Below are 15,991 nucleotides of genomic sequence, written 5' to 3'. Positions count from 1 at the left end.
CGCGGACCCGCCCGCCCCCTCCGAGGAAGTGACCATGATCGACCTGCGCTCGGACACCGTCACCCGCCCCACCCCCGCCATGCGCCGGGCCATGGCGGAGGCCGAGGTCGGCGACGACGTCTTCGGCGAGGACCCCACCGTGCGGGCCCTGGAGGAGGAGACCGCCGCCCTGCTGGGCAAGGAGGCCGCCCTCTACGTCACCTCCGGCCACATGGCCAACCAGCTGGGCCTGTACGTGTCCGTGCGCAGCGGCGACGAGGTGTGGGCGCACGAGCACCACCACCTCGTCGGCGACGAGCAGGGCGCCACGGCGGTGCTGGCCCGGGCCCTGCCGCGGATGTACTCCGAGGGGACCGCGCCCTCCGACGCGCTCCTGGAGGAGTGGATCTCCGGGCGCGGCGACGTCCACCGGGCGGAGCCCGCCCTGCTGTGGCTGGAGAACACCTTCACCGGCCGGGTCGTCCCGCTGTCCGAGCAGCGCAGGGTGACCGCGTTCGCGCACCGCCACGGGCTGCGCGCCCACCTGGACGGCGCGCGGCTGTGGAACGCCGCCGCGGCGCTGGAGGCCTCCCCCGCAAAGGTGGCCGAGGGGTTCGACTCGGTCTCGGTGTGCTTCTCCAAGGGCCTGGGCGCCCCGGTGGGCTCGGCCCTGGCCGGGGACGCCGACACCGTCGCCCGCGCGCGGCGGGCGCGCAAGCTGCTGGGCGCGGGGATGCGCCAGGCGGGCATCATCGCGGCGGGCGCCCTGCACGCCCTGCGCCACCACCGGGAGCGGATCGCCGTGGACCACGCGCGCGCGGCACTGCTGGCGGAGCGGATCGCGCGGGTGCCCGGCCTGGGGGCTCGGGCACAGACCAACATGGTGCTGGTGGACACCCCCTCCGGGCGGGCCGCCGCGTACCGGGAGGCGTTCGCCCGGCACGGTGTCCGGGTCCTGGAGATCGGGCCGCGGACCCTGCGCGCCGTGGTCCACCTGGAGATCACCGACGGTGACGTGGAGACGGCGGCCACGGCGGTCGCCAAGGCGGCCGCGGAACTCTGACCGGCGGTCCGCTCCCGCAGTCCCCGCACGTCGGATGCGGCCCCCTCCCCGCCCCTGGCTAAACTGTGGCGGTCCCGGGGACCGTCGCGCGCGGACGGATGCCACTCGTCCCATGGCGGGCGTCACATCGCGTAGTAACATTCGCGTATGACATTGTCGTACTAGAGAGCGGTAGCACCCCCATGCCGGGAAGAATCCAGTCCATCGAACGCGCGGCCGCGATCCTGCGCCTCCTGGCCGGGGGCGCCCGGGGGCTGAGCCTGGCGGAGATCTCCCGCTCCCTCGAACTCCCCAAGGGCACGGTCCTGGGCATCCTGCGCACCCTCCAGCACGTGGGGTTCGTCGAGCAGGACCCCGAGTCCGGGCGCTACCGCCTGGGCGGCGGCATGCTCAGCCTGGGCACCCGCTACCTCGACGGCAACGAGCTGCGCACCCGCGCCCTGAACTGGGCCGACACCCTGGCGTCCCGAAGCGGCGAGAGCGTGCGCATCGGCACCCCGCACCAGGGCCGGGTCCTGGTGGTGCACCACGTGTTCCGCCCCGACTCCTCCCGGCAGACCCTGGACGTGGGCACCCTGCTGCCGCTGCACGCCACCGCGCTGGGCAAGGTACTGATGGCCTTCGACCCGCTGGTCACCCCGCTGGAGGAGGCGTCCGCCGAGGAGGGGCCGGTGGTCCTGCCCTCCTACACCCGCTTCACGATCACCTCCCCCGGCGAGCTGGAGAAGCAGCTGGAGGAGGTCCGGGACAACGGGTGGGCCTGGGAGGCCGAGGAGCTGGTGGACGGCGAGGTCTCCCTCGCCGCGCCCATCCGCGACCGGCGGGGGACCGCGGTCGGGGCGATCGGCGTGCGCGGTGCGGTCGAGCGCTTGCGCGGCCCCGACAACAGGCTCGACATGGAACAGGTGTCCTACGTGCGCGACGCGGCCCGGGCGATCTCCCGGGAGCTGGGCGCCACCCCCTACTGATCCCCGCACCGCCCCGCGCCGCCTCCCCCGCCCGTCGGGGGGCGGCGATTTCGTCGTACTTCCGAGGTGTTGTCACGGTGTTCGAGAGGGTACGTGACCCACGCGACACGATTGCGTCACGCCGTCTTGACACAGGTGGGAAAAGCGGATGAAACTAACGCCTACTTCATACGTCAATGTCGTACAACGTGCGGGTATAGCCCGTTGTTCGCGCGTGACCGTACCCGTTCCCGAGCCCTCCAGCTGAAGGCGAGAGCATCCGATGAGCCAGCAGTACGTCGCGGCGATCGACCAGGGCACCACGTCGAGCCGCTGCATCCTCTTCGATCGGGACGGCCGCATCGTCTCCGTCGACCAGCGCGAGCACCGGCAGATCTTCCCCAGACCCGGCTGGGTCGAGCACGACGCCGACGAGATCTGGGCCAACGTCGAGGTCGTCGTCCAGAACGCGCTGGAGAAGAGCGACATCACGCCCGACCAGGTGGCCGCCGTCGGCATCACCAACCAGCGCGAGACCACCGTCGTCTGGGACAAGGAGACCGGCGAGCCGGTCCACAACGCCATCGTGTGGCAGGACACCCGCACCGACGACCTCGTACGCGAACTGGGCGGCACCGAGGGCCAGGACCGCTTCCGCGCCGCATGCGGCCTACCGCTGGCCACCTACTTCTCCGGTCCCAAGCTCCGCTGGCTGCTGGACAACGTCGACGGCCTGCGCGGGCGCGCCGAGCGCGGCGAGGTCCTCTTCGGCACCATGGACACCTGGATCATCTGGAAGCTCACCGGCCGCCACGTCACCGACGTGACCAACGCCAGCCGCACCATGCTGATGAACCTGTCCACCCTGGAGTGGGACTCCGAGATCCTCGACGCCATGGGCATCCCGGCGTCCGTGCTGCCGGAGATCCGCTCCTCCTCGGAGGTCTACGGCGAGGCCCGCGGCTACCTGTCCGGCGTGCCGGTCGCCTCTTCCCTGGGCGACCAGCACGCCGCGCTCTTCGGCCAGACCTGTTTCGACCCGGGCGACGTCAAGGGCACCTACGGCACCGGCACCTTCCTGGTGATGAACACCGGCACCGAGCCGGTCACCTCGGAGAACGGCCTGCTGACCACCCTGGGCTACAAGCTCGGCGACGCCCCGGCCGTGTACGCGCTGGAGGGCTCCATCGCGGTCACCGGCTCGCTCGTGCAGTGGCTGCGCGACAACCTGGGCCTGATCTCCACCGCACCGGAGATCGAGACGCTGGCCCGCACCGTGGAGGACAACGGCGGCTGCTACTTCGTCCCCGCCTTCTCCGGCCTGTTCGCCCCGCACTGGCGCAGCGACGCCCGCGGCGTCATCACCGGCCTGACCGGATACGTGAACAAGGGCCACATCGCGCGCGCCGTCCTGGAGGCGACCGCCTGGCAGACCCGCGAGGTCGTCGACGCGATGAACGCGGACGCCGACATCGAGCTGACCACCCTGAAGGTGGACGGCGGCATGACCGCGGACAACCTGCTCATGCAGATCCTGTCCGACGTCCTGGACGCCGAGGTGGTGCGCCCCATGGTCGCGGAGACCACGTGCCTGGGCGCCGCCTACGCCGCGGGCCTGGCGGTGGGCTACTGGCCCGACGTGGAGACCCTGCGCGCGAACTGGCACAAGGCCGCGGAGTGGACGCCCGAGATGGAGCCCGCCGTGCGCGAGCGGGAGTACCACAACTGGAACAAGGCGGTGAAGCGCACCCTCGGCTGGATCGAGCACGACGAGAAGTGAGCCGGACGGGCCCGCGCCCGTCCCGACGACCGCGTCCCGGGGGCACACCGGCTGCCACCTGACGGCCCCCGGGCGCGACCGGGCCGCCCCTGCGGGGACGGCCCACCCGATCCCATTCCTGTGACGGGTGCATCCGATTATGCCCGTGCCCGCGGGCGGACGCGGACCCCGTGACCCGGCTGCCCCGCAGGGGCGGAGGCCACCATGGCGGTTTATCTCGCGGAGTTCGTCGGAACGGCGATCCTCATCCTGCTCGGCGGCGGCGTCGTCGCCGGCGTTGTCCTCGCGAAGTCCAAGGCATTCAACGGCGGCTGGATCGTCATCACCCTCGGCTGGGGTATGGCGGTGGCGATGGCCGTGTACACGGTCGGCACCATCAGCGGCGCGCACATCAACCCGGCGGTGACGCTGGGCCTGGCCAGCATCGGCGACTTCGAGTGGGCGCTGGTCCCCGGCTATCTCGCGGCGCAGCTGGCCGGCGCGTTCACCGGTGCGGTGCTCGTGTACCTGGCCTACTTCGCGCACTGGAAGGAGACCGACGACCCGGAGGCCAAGCTGTCGGTGTTCAGCACGGCCCCGGCGGTGCGCAACCCGGTCGCCAACTTCACCACCGAGGCCATCGGCACGGCGATGCTGGTCCTGGGCGTGCTGGGCATCGGCGCCAACTCCGGCCACGTGACGCAGGGGGACGCCGACCTGTCCGCCCTGTTCTCCTCCGGTATCGCCCCGCTCCTCGTGGGTCTGCTGGTGCTGGCCATCGGCCTGTCCCTGGGCGGCCCGACCGGGTACGCCATCAACCCCGCCCGCGACCTGGGGCCGCGGCTGGCGCACGCGGTGCTGCCCATCCCGGGCAAGGGCCCCTCCGACTGGGGGTACGCCTGGATTCCCGTGGTGGCCCCGATCGTCGGCGGCGTCATCGGCGCCTGGATCTGGAAGCTGACCGGCTTCGGCGGCTGACCGGCACCGGTACGGCGCGGGGCGGGGGCGGTGGACCCAGTCCACCGCCCCCGCCCCGCGCGACCGCTCCCCCGCCGGTGCCGGCCCGGACCCGGCGTACGGCGCCTCCGCGCCCCGGTCGGTCCCGGCGCCCCGCGAGCGCCCGCCGCCGCGGGGCCGGGGTCCTCGCCGGCGCGGGCCCGGCCCGGGTGCCGTCCTGCGCGCACCGTGCCGTTCCCCCGCCCCACCGAACGGGGGACGCCGGTCGCGGAGGCGCCGTTCACGCCGGTCCGCGGCCGGAGGCGGCCCCGCCCGCGTCCCCGCCCCCGCGAAGGACGCGCAGCAGGGCCCGCCACTCGGCGCACCCGAAGGCCAGGACGGTCTCCTCCGGGCGTCCGCTGTCGCGGATCGCCCGGCCCCCGGGGACCGCCGCGACCTCGACGCACTCCCCCTGGTTGGGCTGGCTGTGCGTGGACTTCCGGTACGGGAGCCGGGTCCGGTACGACGGTTCAGGGTCGACCGCTTCGGGCACTCGGCGCCTCCAGGTAGGTCTCGCGCAGGTGGTCCAGGGTCTCTCCGGGGCGCAGCGCCACCAGGCGCAGGTGCTCGGCGAGGGTGCGGTAGCGGGCGACCTCGTCGGAGTCCTCCAGGTAGATGCCGTCGGCGGTGGTCTCCAGGTAGACGACGGTGGGGTCCACGGGGTGCGGGAAGTCCATGATGACGAAGGGGCCGCCCGAACCCGGGTTGAGCCGGTCGGCCAGGGTCATCTGGACGGTGATGTTGGGGCGCTCGGACATCTCCAGCAGGTGGCGGACCTGCCGGACGAGGATGTCGGGCTGGGTGCGCAGCCGCAGCAGCGCCCCCTCGTCGAAGATCGCCCGGAGCAGGGGCGGGTCCTCGTCGTCCAGGATGCGCTGCCGGATGAGGCGGGCGTCGGTGAACCGCCGGATGTCGTGCGGGACGGACAGGCAGGCCTGGGCGGTGACCCGCATGTACTCCGGCGTCTGGAGCAGGCCGGGCAGGACGAGCGGCTGCCAGGTGCAGATGTCGTCGGCCTCGGTCTCGAAGCCGACGTAGGGCGAGGCCACGACGTCGCGGTACCGGCTCCACCATCCCCGGTCGAGGGCCTGGCGGCACAGGAGGAGGACCTCGTCGAACTCCGGTCCCGGCTCCATGCCGCAGGCGTCGAGGATGGCGCGGACCTCACGGATCCGCGGCCGCTTCTTCACCCCCGATTCGATGTTGGAGAAGGTGGACTTGGACAGACCGGCGGTCCGCGCTACCTCCTCGCCGGTCTTTCCGGAGGCGAGCCGTACCCTGCGCAGCTCAGAGGACAGGCGACGGCGGCGGATCGTGGGTGAGTACCTGGTGGCCATGATGCCCTCATGCTAGGACCGGCGATCACCGCGGAGCGGGGTAATCCGAGGAATCAGAGGTTCGGGGCTATACATCGCGGCGGAAACCGCGATGACCGTTTTCTTGCACCTGGAATTCAGGTTTTCGTGCCCCCTGCCCCGCTGTTTTGGAACGTTCTCGAACTCCCGACTGAGGCGACCCGAACCCCCGGGCGCCGTCCACCTGCGATTCCGCGGCCCCCGTGCCCGCACGGAGGGCCGCCTCCCACCACGTTCGACATTGACGCACCACGGACACGTCATGCGCCACACCGGTCACCACCGGTCACAGGAGACGGTGCGCTTTGCCCGCCGGACACCCCTGCGCCCGACGGAGCCCCCCGGAACTCCCCGTACGCCTGCACTCTCGTGCGGCATTGTCGTATGATATCTGCGATGGCCGCATGGAACGCGGAGCCCGTTCCGGCGGCCGCACAGCCATCCCTCTCCGAGGAGCAACCGGCCATGACGACCACTCCCGAACCGGCAGCCGCCCACCGCCCCGGCGCACCCGCGCCGCACGCCGACGCCCCCGGTCCCGCCGTCCCGGACACCGGGGCCCCGGGTCCCGGGGCCGCGCTCCCGGGACGCGGCGCGGAGCGCGGGCGCACCCGCGCCGAGCTGTCCCGCGGCACCTTCGACCTCCTCGTCGTCGGCGGGGGCATCCTCGGCACCTCCGTCGCCTGGAACGCGGCCCAGGCCGGCCTGCGGGTCGCCATGGTGGACGCGGGCGACTTCGCCGGGGCCACCTCCAGCGCGTCCTCCAAGCTCGTGCACGGCGGCCTGCGCTACCTCCAGACCGGCAACCTCAAGCTGGTCGCGGAGAACCACCGCGAGCGCCGCTCGCTGGCCACCACCGTCGCCCCGCACCTGGTCAACCCGCTGCCGTTCCTGGTCCCGGTCTACGCGGGCGGCCCGCACGGCGCCGCCAAGATGGGCGCGGGCGTGTTCCTGTACTCGGCGCTGTCCGCGTTCGGCGACGGCGTGGGGCGGCTGCTGTCCCCCGCGCAGGCCGCCCGGCTGGCGCCGGGGCTGCGCACCGAGGGCCTGAAGTCGGTCGCCGCCTACGGGGACCACCAGATGAACGACAGCCGCATGGCCATCATGACCGTGCGCGCGGCCGTCGAGGCGGGGGCCGTCGTCCTCAACCACGCCGAGGTGGTGGACCTGCGCCGCACCGGGACCCGGGTCACCGGGGCCGAGCTGCGCGACAGCGCCGAGGGGGCGGAGTTCGGCGTCGACGCGCGCCTGGTCCTCAACGCCACCGGGCCGTGGGTGGACCGGCTGCGCCGGCTGGAGGACCCCGCGGCGGCGCCGAGCGTGCGCCTGTCCAAGGGGGCCCACCTGGTGCTGCGCACCCCGGAGCCGTGGCGCGCCGCGCTCACGATCCCCGTGGACCGGCACCGGGTGTCGTTCGCCATCCCGTGGGAGGGCCGCCTGCTGCTGGGCACCACCGACGAGGAGTACACCGGCGACCCGGCGGAGGTGGCCGTGGTGCCCTCCGACGTGGACCAGATCCTGGGCGAGGCGGCGCTGGGCATCGACGCGCCCTACCTGGACGCCTCCCACGTGGACTACGCGTTCGCGGGACTGCGCGTGCTGCCGGGCGGCGGCGGGGACACCAGCGCCGCCAAGCGGGAGACCGTGGTCACCCAGGGCCGGGGCGGCATGCTGTCGGTGGCCGGGGGCAAGTGGACGACCTACCGGCACATCGGCCGGACGGTCCTGGAGGAGCTGCGCAGGGTGCGGGCGGTGCCGCTGGCCGAGGAGATGGCCGACCCGCTGCGGACGGTCCCGCTGCCGGGGCTGGCGAGCCCGGACGCGGTGGCGCAGCGGATCCTCATCGACCGCGAGCCGGGGGCCCGCCTGGAACCGCCGGTGGCCCGCCACCTGGCCTCCCACTACGGGAGCCTGGCCCTGGACATCGCGGCGCTGATCCGCGACGAGCCGGAGCTGGGGGAGCGCATCCACCCCGAGGGCCCGGACGTGTGGGCGCAGGTGGTGTTCGCGCGCGACCGCGAGTGGGCGGTGACCGTCGACGACGTGCTGCGCCGCCGCACCACGGTGACCGTGCGCGGCCTGGAGACCCCCGGGGTCCGGGCAGGCGTCCAGCGGCTGCTGAGCGCCCCCGCTGCCGCCCGGCGCTGACACGGCCCCGGCCGGGGTCCCGCCCGGGACCCCGGGGAACACGGAGAGCCCCCGGAAGGACGGACCTTCCGGGGGCTCTCGAACGTGTGGTGCCGGTCTAACCGGAGTTAGATGGCGACGACGTTCTCGGCCTGCGGGCCGCGAGTGCCGGCGACGATGTCGAACTCCACGCGCTGGTTCTCCTCCAGGTTACGGAAGCCCGAACCCTGGATGGCGCTGTAGTGAACGAAGGCGTCGGGGCCACCGTCGTCGGGGGAGATGAAGCCGAAGCCCTTCTCGCCGTTGAACCACTTCACAGTTCCCTGAGCCATGTTGTCTCCTTCAGCTCGGTGTACAACGGGCGCAACCTCACGCCCGAGAATTGCCGCGAGCCGACTTCTCAGGGAAACCGCCCGCCGGTCACAAACTCCGCGGGCAAGACACCAACTGCGAAATTCAACGACTAACAATCATCACGAACGTACCACAGACCCCTGCGATCGCGAGGGTTTTCGGTGTGGCAACACGCACGGGCGACCGGGGAATAACCGGTGTCCGCGCAGGACGGGGCGCGGCATCCCCGCGATGGTGGGGGATGCCGCGCCCCGGTGGCTCTGACCGGCCCGGACTCAGCCCTGGTCGATCCCCACGAAATGTCCCTTCTCCGCCTCCAGCAGCGGCGCCGACTCCTCGTCGGGGGCCACCGGGAGGTCGATGTCCTCCGGCGGGTTCGCCTTCATCTCGGCGTCCACCTCCGCCCAGGTCCGGTGCAGCTGGGGGACGCACGAGAGCAGGTGGCGGCTGTAGGGGTGCAGCGGGTTCTCGAACACCCGCGCGGTGGGCCCCATCTCCGCGATCGCGCCCTTGCGCAGGATCACCGACCGGTCGCTGACGTAGTTGCCCAGGGAGAGGTCGTGGGTGACGAACAGGATCGCCATCCCCCGCTCCTTCAGGTCCGCCAGCAGGTTGAGCACGTCGATCCGGGTGGAGGCGTCCAGCATGCTGATCACCTCGTCGGCGACCAGCAGGTCCACGTCCAGCAGCAGTGCCCGCGCGATGAGCAGGCGCTGGAGCTGTCCGCCGCTGAGCTGGTGCGGGTACTTGCCCAGGACGTTCTCCGGGTCCAGGCGGACCGTGCCGACCGCCTTGAGCACCCGCTCGCGCCAGTCGGCGTCCGAGGTCCCCGGGAAGTAGGAGCTGCGGATCATCTCGAACACCCGGTCGGCCTTGAAGATCGGGTTGAACGAGCTGAACGGGTCCTGGAAGACCCCCTGCACCCGCCGGTAGTACGCCTTGCGGGCGGCGTGCCCGCGGATGGTGGTGATGTCGGTGCCGTCGAAGGAGATGACCCCGGACGTGGGCTTGAACAGCCCCAGCACCATCTTGCCGAGGGTGCTCTTGCCGCTGCCGCTCTCCCCGATGAGGGAGACGACCTCCCCCGACTCCACCTTCAGGCTGACATCGCGGACGGCGCGCAGCCGCCCCCCGCCGAACGCCCCGACCCGGTACACCTTGTGCACGTGGCTGAGTTCCAGCACGTCCGTCTCACCCCGTCTTCCAGCAGGCGGCCCAGTGGCCGGGTTCGATCTCGACCAGCGGGGGGCGCTCCGCGCACTTGGCGAACGCCAGCGGGCAGCGGTCCTTGAAGCGGCACCCCGTGGGCGGGTTGAGCAGCCCGGGCGGGGTGCCGGGGATGCCCTCCAGCCGGCCCTGCTCGGTGGTGGAGCCCACCTCGGGCAGAGCCGAGATGAGCATCTGCGTGTACGGGTGGCGGGGGGCGTTGACGATGGTGGACGCCGACGCCTTCTCCACGATGTGGCCCGCGTACATCACCATGATCGTGTCGGCCATCTGGTACACGAGCGAGATGTCGTGGGTCACGAACACCATGCTCTTGATGTACTCCCGGTCGCGGAACTCCACCAGGGACTCCGCGACCGCGCGCTGGGTGGACACGTCCAGGGCCGAGGTGACCTCGTCCGCGATCAGCAGCGACGGGTTGAGCAGCGTGGACATCACCATGACCACGCGCTGCTTCATCCCGCCGGACAGCTCGATCGGGAACCGGTCGAGCACGTCGGTGTCGAGGCCGACCAGTTCGAGGCGGCGCTTGAGCTCGTCGGCGATGTCCGCCGGGCGCACCCCCCGCGCCCGGAGGAGGTCGTTGATCATCCGCCCGATCTTGCGGGTCGGGTTGAGCGCGCTCATCGCGTACTGCGGGATGAGCGAGATCTCGTGGTACCGCAGCGGCACCATCGCCTTCTCGTCGGCGATGGGCACGTCCTTGCCGTCCAGCTCGATCGTGCCGCCGATGTGGCGCATGCGCGAGTCGAGGCGGATCAGGCTCTTGCCCAGCGTGGTCTTGCCGCACCCGGACTCGCCGGCCAGACCCATGATCTCGCCGTCGGCCAGATCGAAGGTCACGCCGTCCAGGGCGTGGACGTCCCCGCGCAGGGTCTGGTAGTAGACCTTGAGGTCGTTGACGCGCAGAGTCATCAAAGCTCCCGCAGCTTGGGGTTGAACACCTCGTCCAGCCCGACATTCAGGATGTACAGGGAGCCCACGATCGCGGTGATCCCGAGGCCCGGCGGAATGAACCACCACCACATGCCCAGGTAGAGGGAGCTCCACTTCATCGCGCTCTCCAGCATGAGGCCGAGGGAGACGCCGTTGGTCGGGCCGAGGCCGATGAAGTCCAGGCCGGCGGCGATGAGGATCGAGCCGCCGAACAGCAGGATGAAGGACATCACCAGGTAGGAGCTCATGTTGGGAGCGATCTCGGTGGTGATGATCCGCCACGTGCGGCGTCCGCTGAGCCTGGCCAGGTCGACGTAGTCGCGGGTGGACAGCGACAGCGCCTGGGAGCGGACCGCGCGGGCCGCCCACGGCCAGGAGGTCAGGCCGATGAACACGCCCTGGATGAAGACGCCGCGCACTTCCAGGTAGGCGGTGATGACGATGAGCACGACCAGGGCGGGCAGCACCAGCACGACGTTGGTGAGCATGTTGAGGATCTCGTCGACGATCCCGCCCTTGTAACCGGCGACGAACCCGACCGTCGTCCCGATCACGAAGGCCACGCCGCCGCCGAAGACCCCGATGAGGAAGGTCGCGCGCAGGCCGAACACGAACTGGGCCCAGATGTCCTGGCCGAAGCTGGTGGTGCCGAGCCAGTACTCGCCGCTCGGCGGCTGGCTCTTGGGGCCGACGTACTCGTTGGGCCCGTGCTCGATGAAGAGCGGGCCGATGATGCCGAGCAGCAGCAGGCTCAGCACGATTCCCAGGCCGATGAGCAGCTTGGGGTTGCGCACTGCGAAGTGCAGGACCTCGGAGGTCTTGCGCTCGGTGGTGGGCTCGGGGCCGCCCGCGGCGTCCGCGGTGCCCGGTGCTCCGGCGATCTCGCTCACGCCGCGCCTCCCGTCATCTGGACCCGGGTGCGCGGGTCGACCAGCACGTAGACGATGTCGATGATGAAGTTGGCGATCAGGACGCCGACCACCACGAACAGGAAGGTGCCCTGGAGCACGAAGAAGTCGCGGTTGTTGAGCGCCTGGAGGATCAGGGTGCCCAGGCCGGGGTAGTTGAACACGATCTCGGTGAGCAGGGCGCCCGACAGGACGGTGCCCAGCTGGACGGCCAGCCCGGTGATCTGCGGCAGCATCGCGTTGCGGAACGCGTAGCGGCGGATCAGGCGGGTGGGGGCGCCCAGGGCCTGGAGGTAGTTCGAGTAGTCCGCCTCCAGCTCGTAGATGATCATGTTGCGCATGCCGATCGCCCAGCCGCCCAGTGCCACGACGAACATGGACAGGAACGGCAGGACCCAGTGCGTGAGCAGGCTGGAGATGAACAGCCAGGAGAACTCCACCCGCAGGGACGGCGAGTAGCCGCCCGCGGTGGGCAGGACGCCGGCGACGATGCCCAGGCTCCAGGCCAGCAGGAGGGCCAGCCACATGTAGGGCATGGCGGTGAGGATGTACCCGACCGGCAGGATCGTGTTGTCGAGCAGCTTCTTGCGGGCCGCGAAGGCGCCGATCCGGTTCCCGACGATCCAGCTCAGGATGATCGAGGGCAGGAGCAGGCCCAGGGTGAAGGGGACCGCCCTGAGGATGATGTCCAGGACGGGCTGGGGGTACAGCATGACGCTGACGCCCAGGTCCCCGCGGAAGAGGTTGGCCCAGAAGGAGAGGTACTGCTCGTGCAGGGGGGTGTCGAGGCCGAAGACCCCCGTGTAGTACTCGTTCATGCGCTGTAGGGCCTCGGGGTTGCCGACCGAGGCGCGGGAGAGCATGCTCCGGACCGGGTCACCCGGCATAAAGCGCGGGATCATCCAGTTGATGGTGACCGCGATGACGAACGTAAGCAGGTAGACGAAGAGCTTACGGCCGATGTAGCGCCACACACGTTCCTCCAGGTGATGGTGGCGGACGGACGACGAGCCCCGGGCGGGGCGGGACACGGGACGGAGCCCCGGTCAGGGGTTCTCCGTGGGGGTGGCCGGTGTCCCGCCGGCGCCGGGGTGGTCCCGGGCGGGCTTTCGCGCCGTGCCCGCCCGGGACCGGGCGGTCGGCGGGACTCGGGAGGAGGGGTGCTCCGGCCCGCCGACCAGGGGTGCGGCTACTCGCCGGCCGGCTCGATGGTGGCCAGGGTCTGGATGCCGCCCAGCTGCCAGATGCCGTTCCACATGGAGGCGTACGTCTGGGGCGCGCCCTCGCGCTCACTCGGCCAGTTGGTCCAGTACGTGTTGTTGGCCTGCGACCACATGCCGTTGTACCAGAGCGGGATGGCCGGGAGTTCGGCCAGCTGGATCTCCTGGATCTGCGAGGTGATCTCGGCCGCGGCCTCGATGTCGTCCGCGGGAACGGCGGCGAGCTGCTCGACGAGGGCCCACGCCTCCTCGTTCTCGTAGCGGCCGAAGTTGACCGTGGACTGCTGCTCGTTCACCGGGAGCTGGAAGACGTAGTCGTAGTACGTCCACGGGGTGTTGCTGGCCCCGCGCTCGTTGTTGATGATCAGGTCGAACTCACCCGAGTTGCGGTTGTCCACCAGCAGGTCGAACTCGGGGGTCTGGGCCTCGATGTTGATGCCGACGGCCTGGGCGTTGGCCGCGATGACGTTGGAGGCCTCCATCCAGTCGGTCCAGCCCGCGGGGACCTCCAGCGTCAGCGAGATGGGCTCGCCGTCGGGGGTCTCGACGAAGCCGTCGCCGTCCTCGTCCTGGTAGCCGGCGTCCTCGAGGAGCTCCACCGCGCGGTCGGCGTTGAAGGTGAAGCCCTCGTCCTCGACCAGGCCGTGGTCGATGTAGTCGTCCCAGATCGGGAGCAGGCCGGTCGGGCTGGCCGCCTCGACCAGGTTGGCGTACGGGCCCTCGATGATCTGGGTGATGTCGATCGAGTGGGCCAGCGCCTGGCGGAACGCCGGGTCGTCCAGCGGGGCCTTGGTGGTGTTGGGCACCAGCCAGGCCGTGTTGGCGGGCTGCATGTAGGGCGGCCCGTCGTAGTAGCTGGTGATCGTCTCGTTGCCGTTGATGATCTGGTCGATGCCCGGCAGGAAGTTGTTCGACAGGTCGACCTGTCCCTGCTGGAGCATGCCCAGGGTGACGTCGTTGGAGGCGTTGACGAGGTCGACGATGTAGCGCGGCTTCATGTCGAGGTCGAGGGCCTCGGTGCCCCACCACTCGTCGTTGCGCTCCCAGACCAGGCGGTCGTCGGTGTGCGACTCGTAGAAGTAGGGACCGGAGCCGACCGGGTCCTCGTTCACGTCGCTCATGATCTGCTCTTCGGTCTTCTCGCCCCAGATGTGCTCGGGGGCGATCGGATGCGAGTAGACCCAGTTCATCCACTCCTGGGGACGGTTCTCGGCGAACGTGACGCGGACGGTCTGCGCGTCCACGGCCTCCACGCCCTCGATGAAGTTCCACAGGTTGCTGAAGGGGACGGAATCGAACTGCCCGACCTCCAGCGTGGAGACCACGTCGGCCGAGTCGAAGACCTCGCCGTCCCGCCACGTGATGCCCTCGCGCAGGACGATCTCGTGGACGTTCTCCTCGGGCCAGCTGTCGCTCTCCGCCAGCCAGGGGACGTACTCGCTGGTGTTGGGGTCGAAGAGGAAGAGCGGCTCGTAGGCGAGGCCTACCGTGCCGACCGCGTACTGCCCCTGCATGAAGGGGTTCCAGTTGGCGGGCGGGCCCCAAGCGGTACCGGTGGTGTAAAGCGTCTCGTTCCGCGGGTACTCGCCGGAACCTTCTCCGTTTCCGCCGCCGCCACCCGAGCAGGCCGTGACCGCGAGGGCCACTGCCGCGAGTGCCGCCGGAAGCCGAAGAGATCTCATCTCGACTCCTCCTTCATCCACCCGGTCGGCCGCTCGTGGGGGGAACTGCCCTCTCCGGGACTCGGAGAGGTGGGAGCGCTCCCAATCAGGGGCGCGGAGACAGGCCGTTGCTGAACCGGGTAAGTGACGTTAACAACAACACGCGGACGGGAAGGGCGTCAATGGGCGTCACTTCGCTGTTATTCGCTTGTAACAGCACAGATGTGGGCAAGACATTCGGTCGACCGCCGCTGAACCGGTTCCGCACGGGACCCCGCCCCCCTCTCCGGCGACGTGATGGAGACCACGCCGTGCGCGGTAGTTTTCCATAGTGCGCGGCGTTTTGGTAGCGCTCCCACGCACCTCGGAGGCACCGTCGGCCACACGCTTCCCACCGGCCGGCCACGGTGCCCGGACGCGCCCCCTCAGCCGCCCAGGGGGCCCGTGCTGCCGCGCGGCTGGAGCTCTCCGCGGTCCGTCTCGCGGGCGCCCACCGCGCGCCCCTCGACGGCCCGGGACAGCATGCGCACGGCCTCCCGGCCGCAGGCGACCACGTCCCGCGCGACGGCGGTCAGCGAGGGGCGCACCAGACGGCACAGGGTGGAGTCGTCCCAGGCCACGATGGACAGCTGGCCGGGGACGTCCACGCCCATCTCGTGGGCCACGCCCAGCCCGGCCACCGCCATGATGTCGTTGTCGTAGACCAGGGCGGTGGGCCGTTCGGCGCTGGCCAGCAGGCGGCGGGTCATCCGCGTGCCCGCCTCCCCCGTGTAGTCGGCGTGGACCGTCACCGCCCCCGGGAGCCCCACCTCGGCGGCGGCCTCCTCGAAGGCGCGGGTCCGGTCCCGGGTGTGCATGAAGTCCTCCGGCCCGGCCACCCGCACCACGCGCCGGTGCCCCAGCGCGGCGAGGTAGTGCACGACCTCGCGGACCGAGGAGGCGTCGTCGGTGTACAGGCACGGCAGGGTCCCGGCGCCCTTGGGACCGCCCAGGACCACCGCGGGCAGCGGCAACTCCTCGACCAGGGCGACACGGGGGTCCTCGACGCGCAGGTCGACCATGATCACCCCGTCCACCCGGCGCTCGGCGAACCAGCGCCGGTACGCCTCGATCTCCGCGTCCCGGTCCTCGGTGACCTGGAGCAGCAGGTCGGTGCCGCCGACCGCCAGCTCCGCCTCGATACCCGAGATGAGCTGCATGAAGAACGGCTCCACGCCCAGGTCGCGGGCGGGCCGGTCGATGATCAGGCCGAAGGCGCCCACCCGGCCGCCGGGCGACAGGGCCCGGGCCGTGCTGCTGGGCGCCCACCCCAGGTCGCGGGCGATCGCCAGGATGCGTTTGCGGGTCTCCTGGGAGACCCCCGGGCGGCCGTTGAGGGCATAGGAGACCGCCCCCTTGGACACCCCCGCGGCCTTGGCGATGTCCATGATGGTCGGCCGTCGCATCAAACCCCCCACAC

General features: G+C 71.1%; 14 protein-coding genes. 5 read left to right on the top strand and 9 right to left on the bottom strand.

The window, feature by feature from the left end; translation table 11 throughout:
* Window positions 1–34 precede the first annotated feature (34 nt).
* The 4 genes from BUE45_RS10925 (at window position 35) to BUE45_RS10910 (ending at window position 4,726) form a co-directional block, all read left to right on the top strand.
* Window positions 35–1,042 (top strand): threonine aldolase family protein, encoded by a 1,008-nt coding sequence (locus tag BUE45_RS10925; protein ID WP_073378426.1) that lies wholly within the window; start codon window positions 35–37, stop codon window positions 1,040–1,042.
* A 182-nt stretch (window positions 1,043–1,224) separates the two neighbouring features.
* A complete protein-coding gene (locus tag BUE45_RS10920) occupies window positions 1,225–2,010 on the top strand; it encodes an IclR family transcriptional regulator (RefSeq protein ID WP_073378424.1) in 786 nt (261 codons plus the stop codon).
* 262 nt (window positions 2,011–2,272) lie between these two features.
* On the top strand, window positions 2,273–3,769 hold the full coding sequence (gene glpK / locus BUE45_RS10915) for a glycerol kinase GlpK (RefSeq protein ID WP_073378422.1): 1,497 nt from the start codon (window positions 2,273–2,275) through the stop codon (window positions 3,767–3,769).
* A 204-nt stretch (window positions 3,770–3,973) separates the two neighbouring features.
* Window positions 3,974–4,726: an MIP/aquaporin family protein gene (locus BUE45_RS10910; protein WP_073378419.1), complete on the top strand. Its 753-nt coding sequence runs from the start codon at window positions 3,974–3,976 to the stop codon at window positions 4,724–4,726.
* A gap of 259 nt (window positions 4,727–4,985) precedes the next feature.
* Here the strand turns inward: BUE45_RS10910 and BUE45_RS10905 are convergent, their stop codons facing one another.
* Together BUE45_RS10905 and BUE45_RS10900 are read right to left on the bottom strand one after the other, a co-directional pair.
* Window positions 4,986–5,237, bottom strand: a complete 252-nt coding sequence (locus tag BUE45_RS10905; RefSeq protein ID WP_073378417.1) for a DUF397 domain-containing protein — start codon at window positions 5,235–5,237, stop codon at window positions 4,986–4,988.
* Window positions 5,215–6,081, bottom strand: coding sequence for a helix-turn-helix domain-containing protein (locus tag BUE45_RS10900; RefSeq protein ID WP_073378415.1), 867 nt, complete (start codon window positions 6,079–6,081; stop codon window positions 5,215–5,217). Before BUE45_RS10900 ends, BUE45_RS10905 begins: the two co-directional genes overlap by 23 nt.
* Before the next feature lie 483 nt (window positions 6,082–6,564).
* Here BUE45_RS10900 and BUE45_RS10895 point away from each other — a divergent pair, with 483 nt between their 5' ends.
* Window positions 6,565–8,247 (top strand): glycerol-3-phosphate dehydrogenase/oxidase, encoded by a 1,683-nt coding sequence (locus tag BUE45_RS10895; RefSeq protein WP_084737122.1) that lies wholly within the window; start codon window positions 6,565–6,567, stop codon window positions 8,245–8,247.
* Window positions 8,248–8,354: 107 nt separating this feature from the next.
* On the opposite strand, the gene BUE45_RS10890 is transcribed toward BUE45_RS10895, so the two are convergent.
* From BUE45_RS10890 to BUE45_RS10860, 7 genes are all read right to left on the bottom strand, one after another.
* Complete coding sequence (locus tag BUE45_RS10890; RefSeq protein ID WP_073378413.1) at window positions 8,355–8,558, bottom strand: cold-shock protein; 204 nt, start codon at window positions 8,556–8,558, stop codon at window positions 8,355–8,357.
* A 297-nt stretch (window positions 8,559–8,855) separates the two neighbouring features.
* Entirely contained in the window at window positions 8,856–9,764 is a 909-nt protein-coding gene (locus tag BUE45_RS10885) for an ATP-binding cassette domain-containing protein (protein ID WP_073378411.1), read from the bottom strand.
* Between the two features lie 7 nt (window positions 9,765–9,771).
* The gene (locus tag BUE45_RS10880) at window positions 9,772–10,722 is read right to left on the bottom strand and encodes an ABC transporter ATP-binding protein (RefSeq protein ID WP_073378409.1); all 951 of its coding nucleotides are present in this window, start codon (window positions 10,720–10,722) and stop codon (window positions 9,772–9,774) included.
* Entirely contained in the window at window positions 10,722–11,633 is a 912-nt protein-coding gene (locus tag BUE45_RS10875; protein WP_073378407.1) for an ABC transporter permease, read from the bottom strand. Before BUE45_RS10875 ends, BUE45_RS10880 begins: the two co-directional genes overlap by 1 nt.
* A complete protein-coding gene (locus BUE45_RS10870; protein WP_073378404.1) occupies window positions 11,630–12,625 on the bottom strand; it encodes an ABC transporter permease in 996 nt (331 codons plus the stop codon). The genes BUE45_RS10875 and BUE45_RS10870 overlap by 4 nt, the downstream gene beginning before the upstream one ends.
* A gap of 215 nt (window positions 12,626–12,840) precedes the next feature.
* On the bottom strand, window positions 12,841–14,553 hold the full coding sequence (locus BUE45_RS10865) for an ABC transporter substrate-binding protein (protein WP_073378402.1): 1,713 nt from the start codon (window positions 14,551–14,553) through the stop codon (window positions 12,841–12,843).
* 404 nt (window positions 14,554–14,957) lie between these two features.
* Window positions 14,958–15,977 carry a LacI family DNA-binding transcriptional regulator gene (locus BUE45_RS10860; RefSeq protein ID WP_073378400.1) on the bottom strand — a complete coding sequence of 340 codons (1,020 nt, stop codon included), beginning with the start codon at window positions 15,975–15,977 and terminating at the stop codon, window positions 14,958–14,960.
* Window positions 15,978–15,991 lie beyond the last annotated feature (14 nt).

This window comes from Nocardiopsis flavescens, assembly GCF_900141985.1.
In the GTDB taxonomy this organism is placed as follows: domain Bacteria; phylum Actinomycetota; class Actinomycetes; order Streptosporangiales; family Streptosporangiaceae; genus Nocardiopsis; species Nocardiopsis flavescens.
This window is presented reverse-complemented; position numbering and strand designations above follow the sequence as displayed.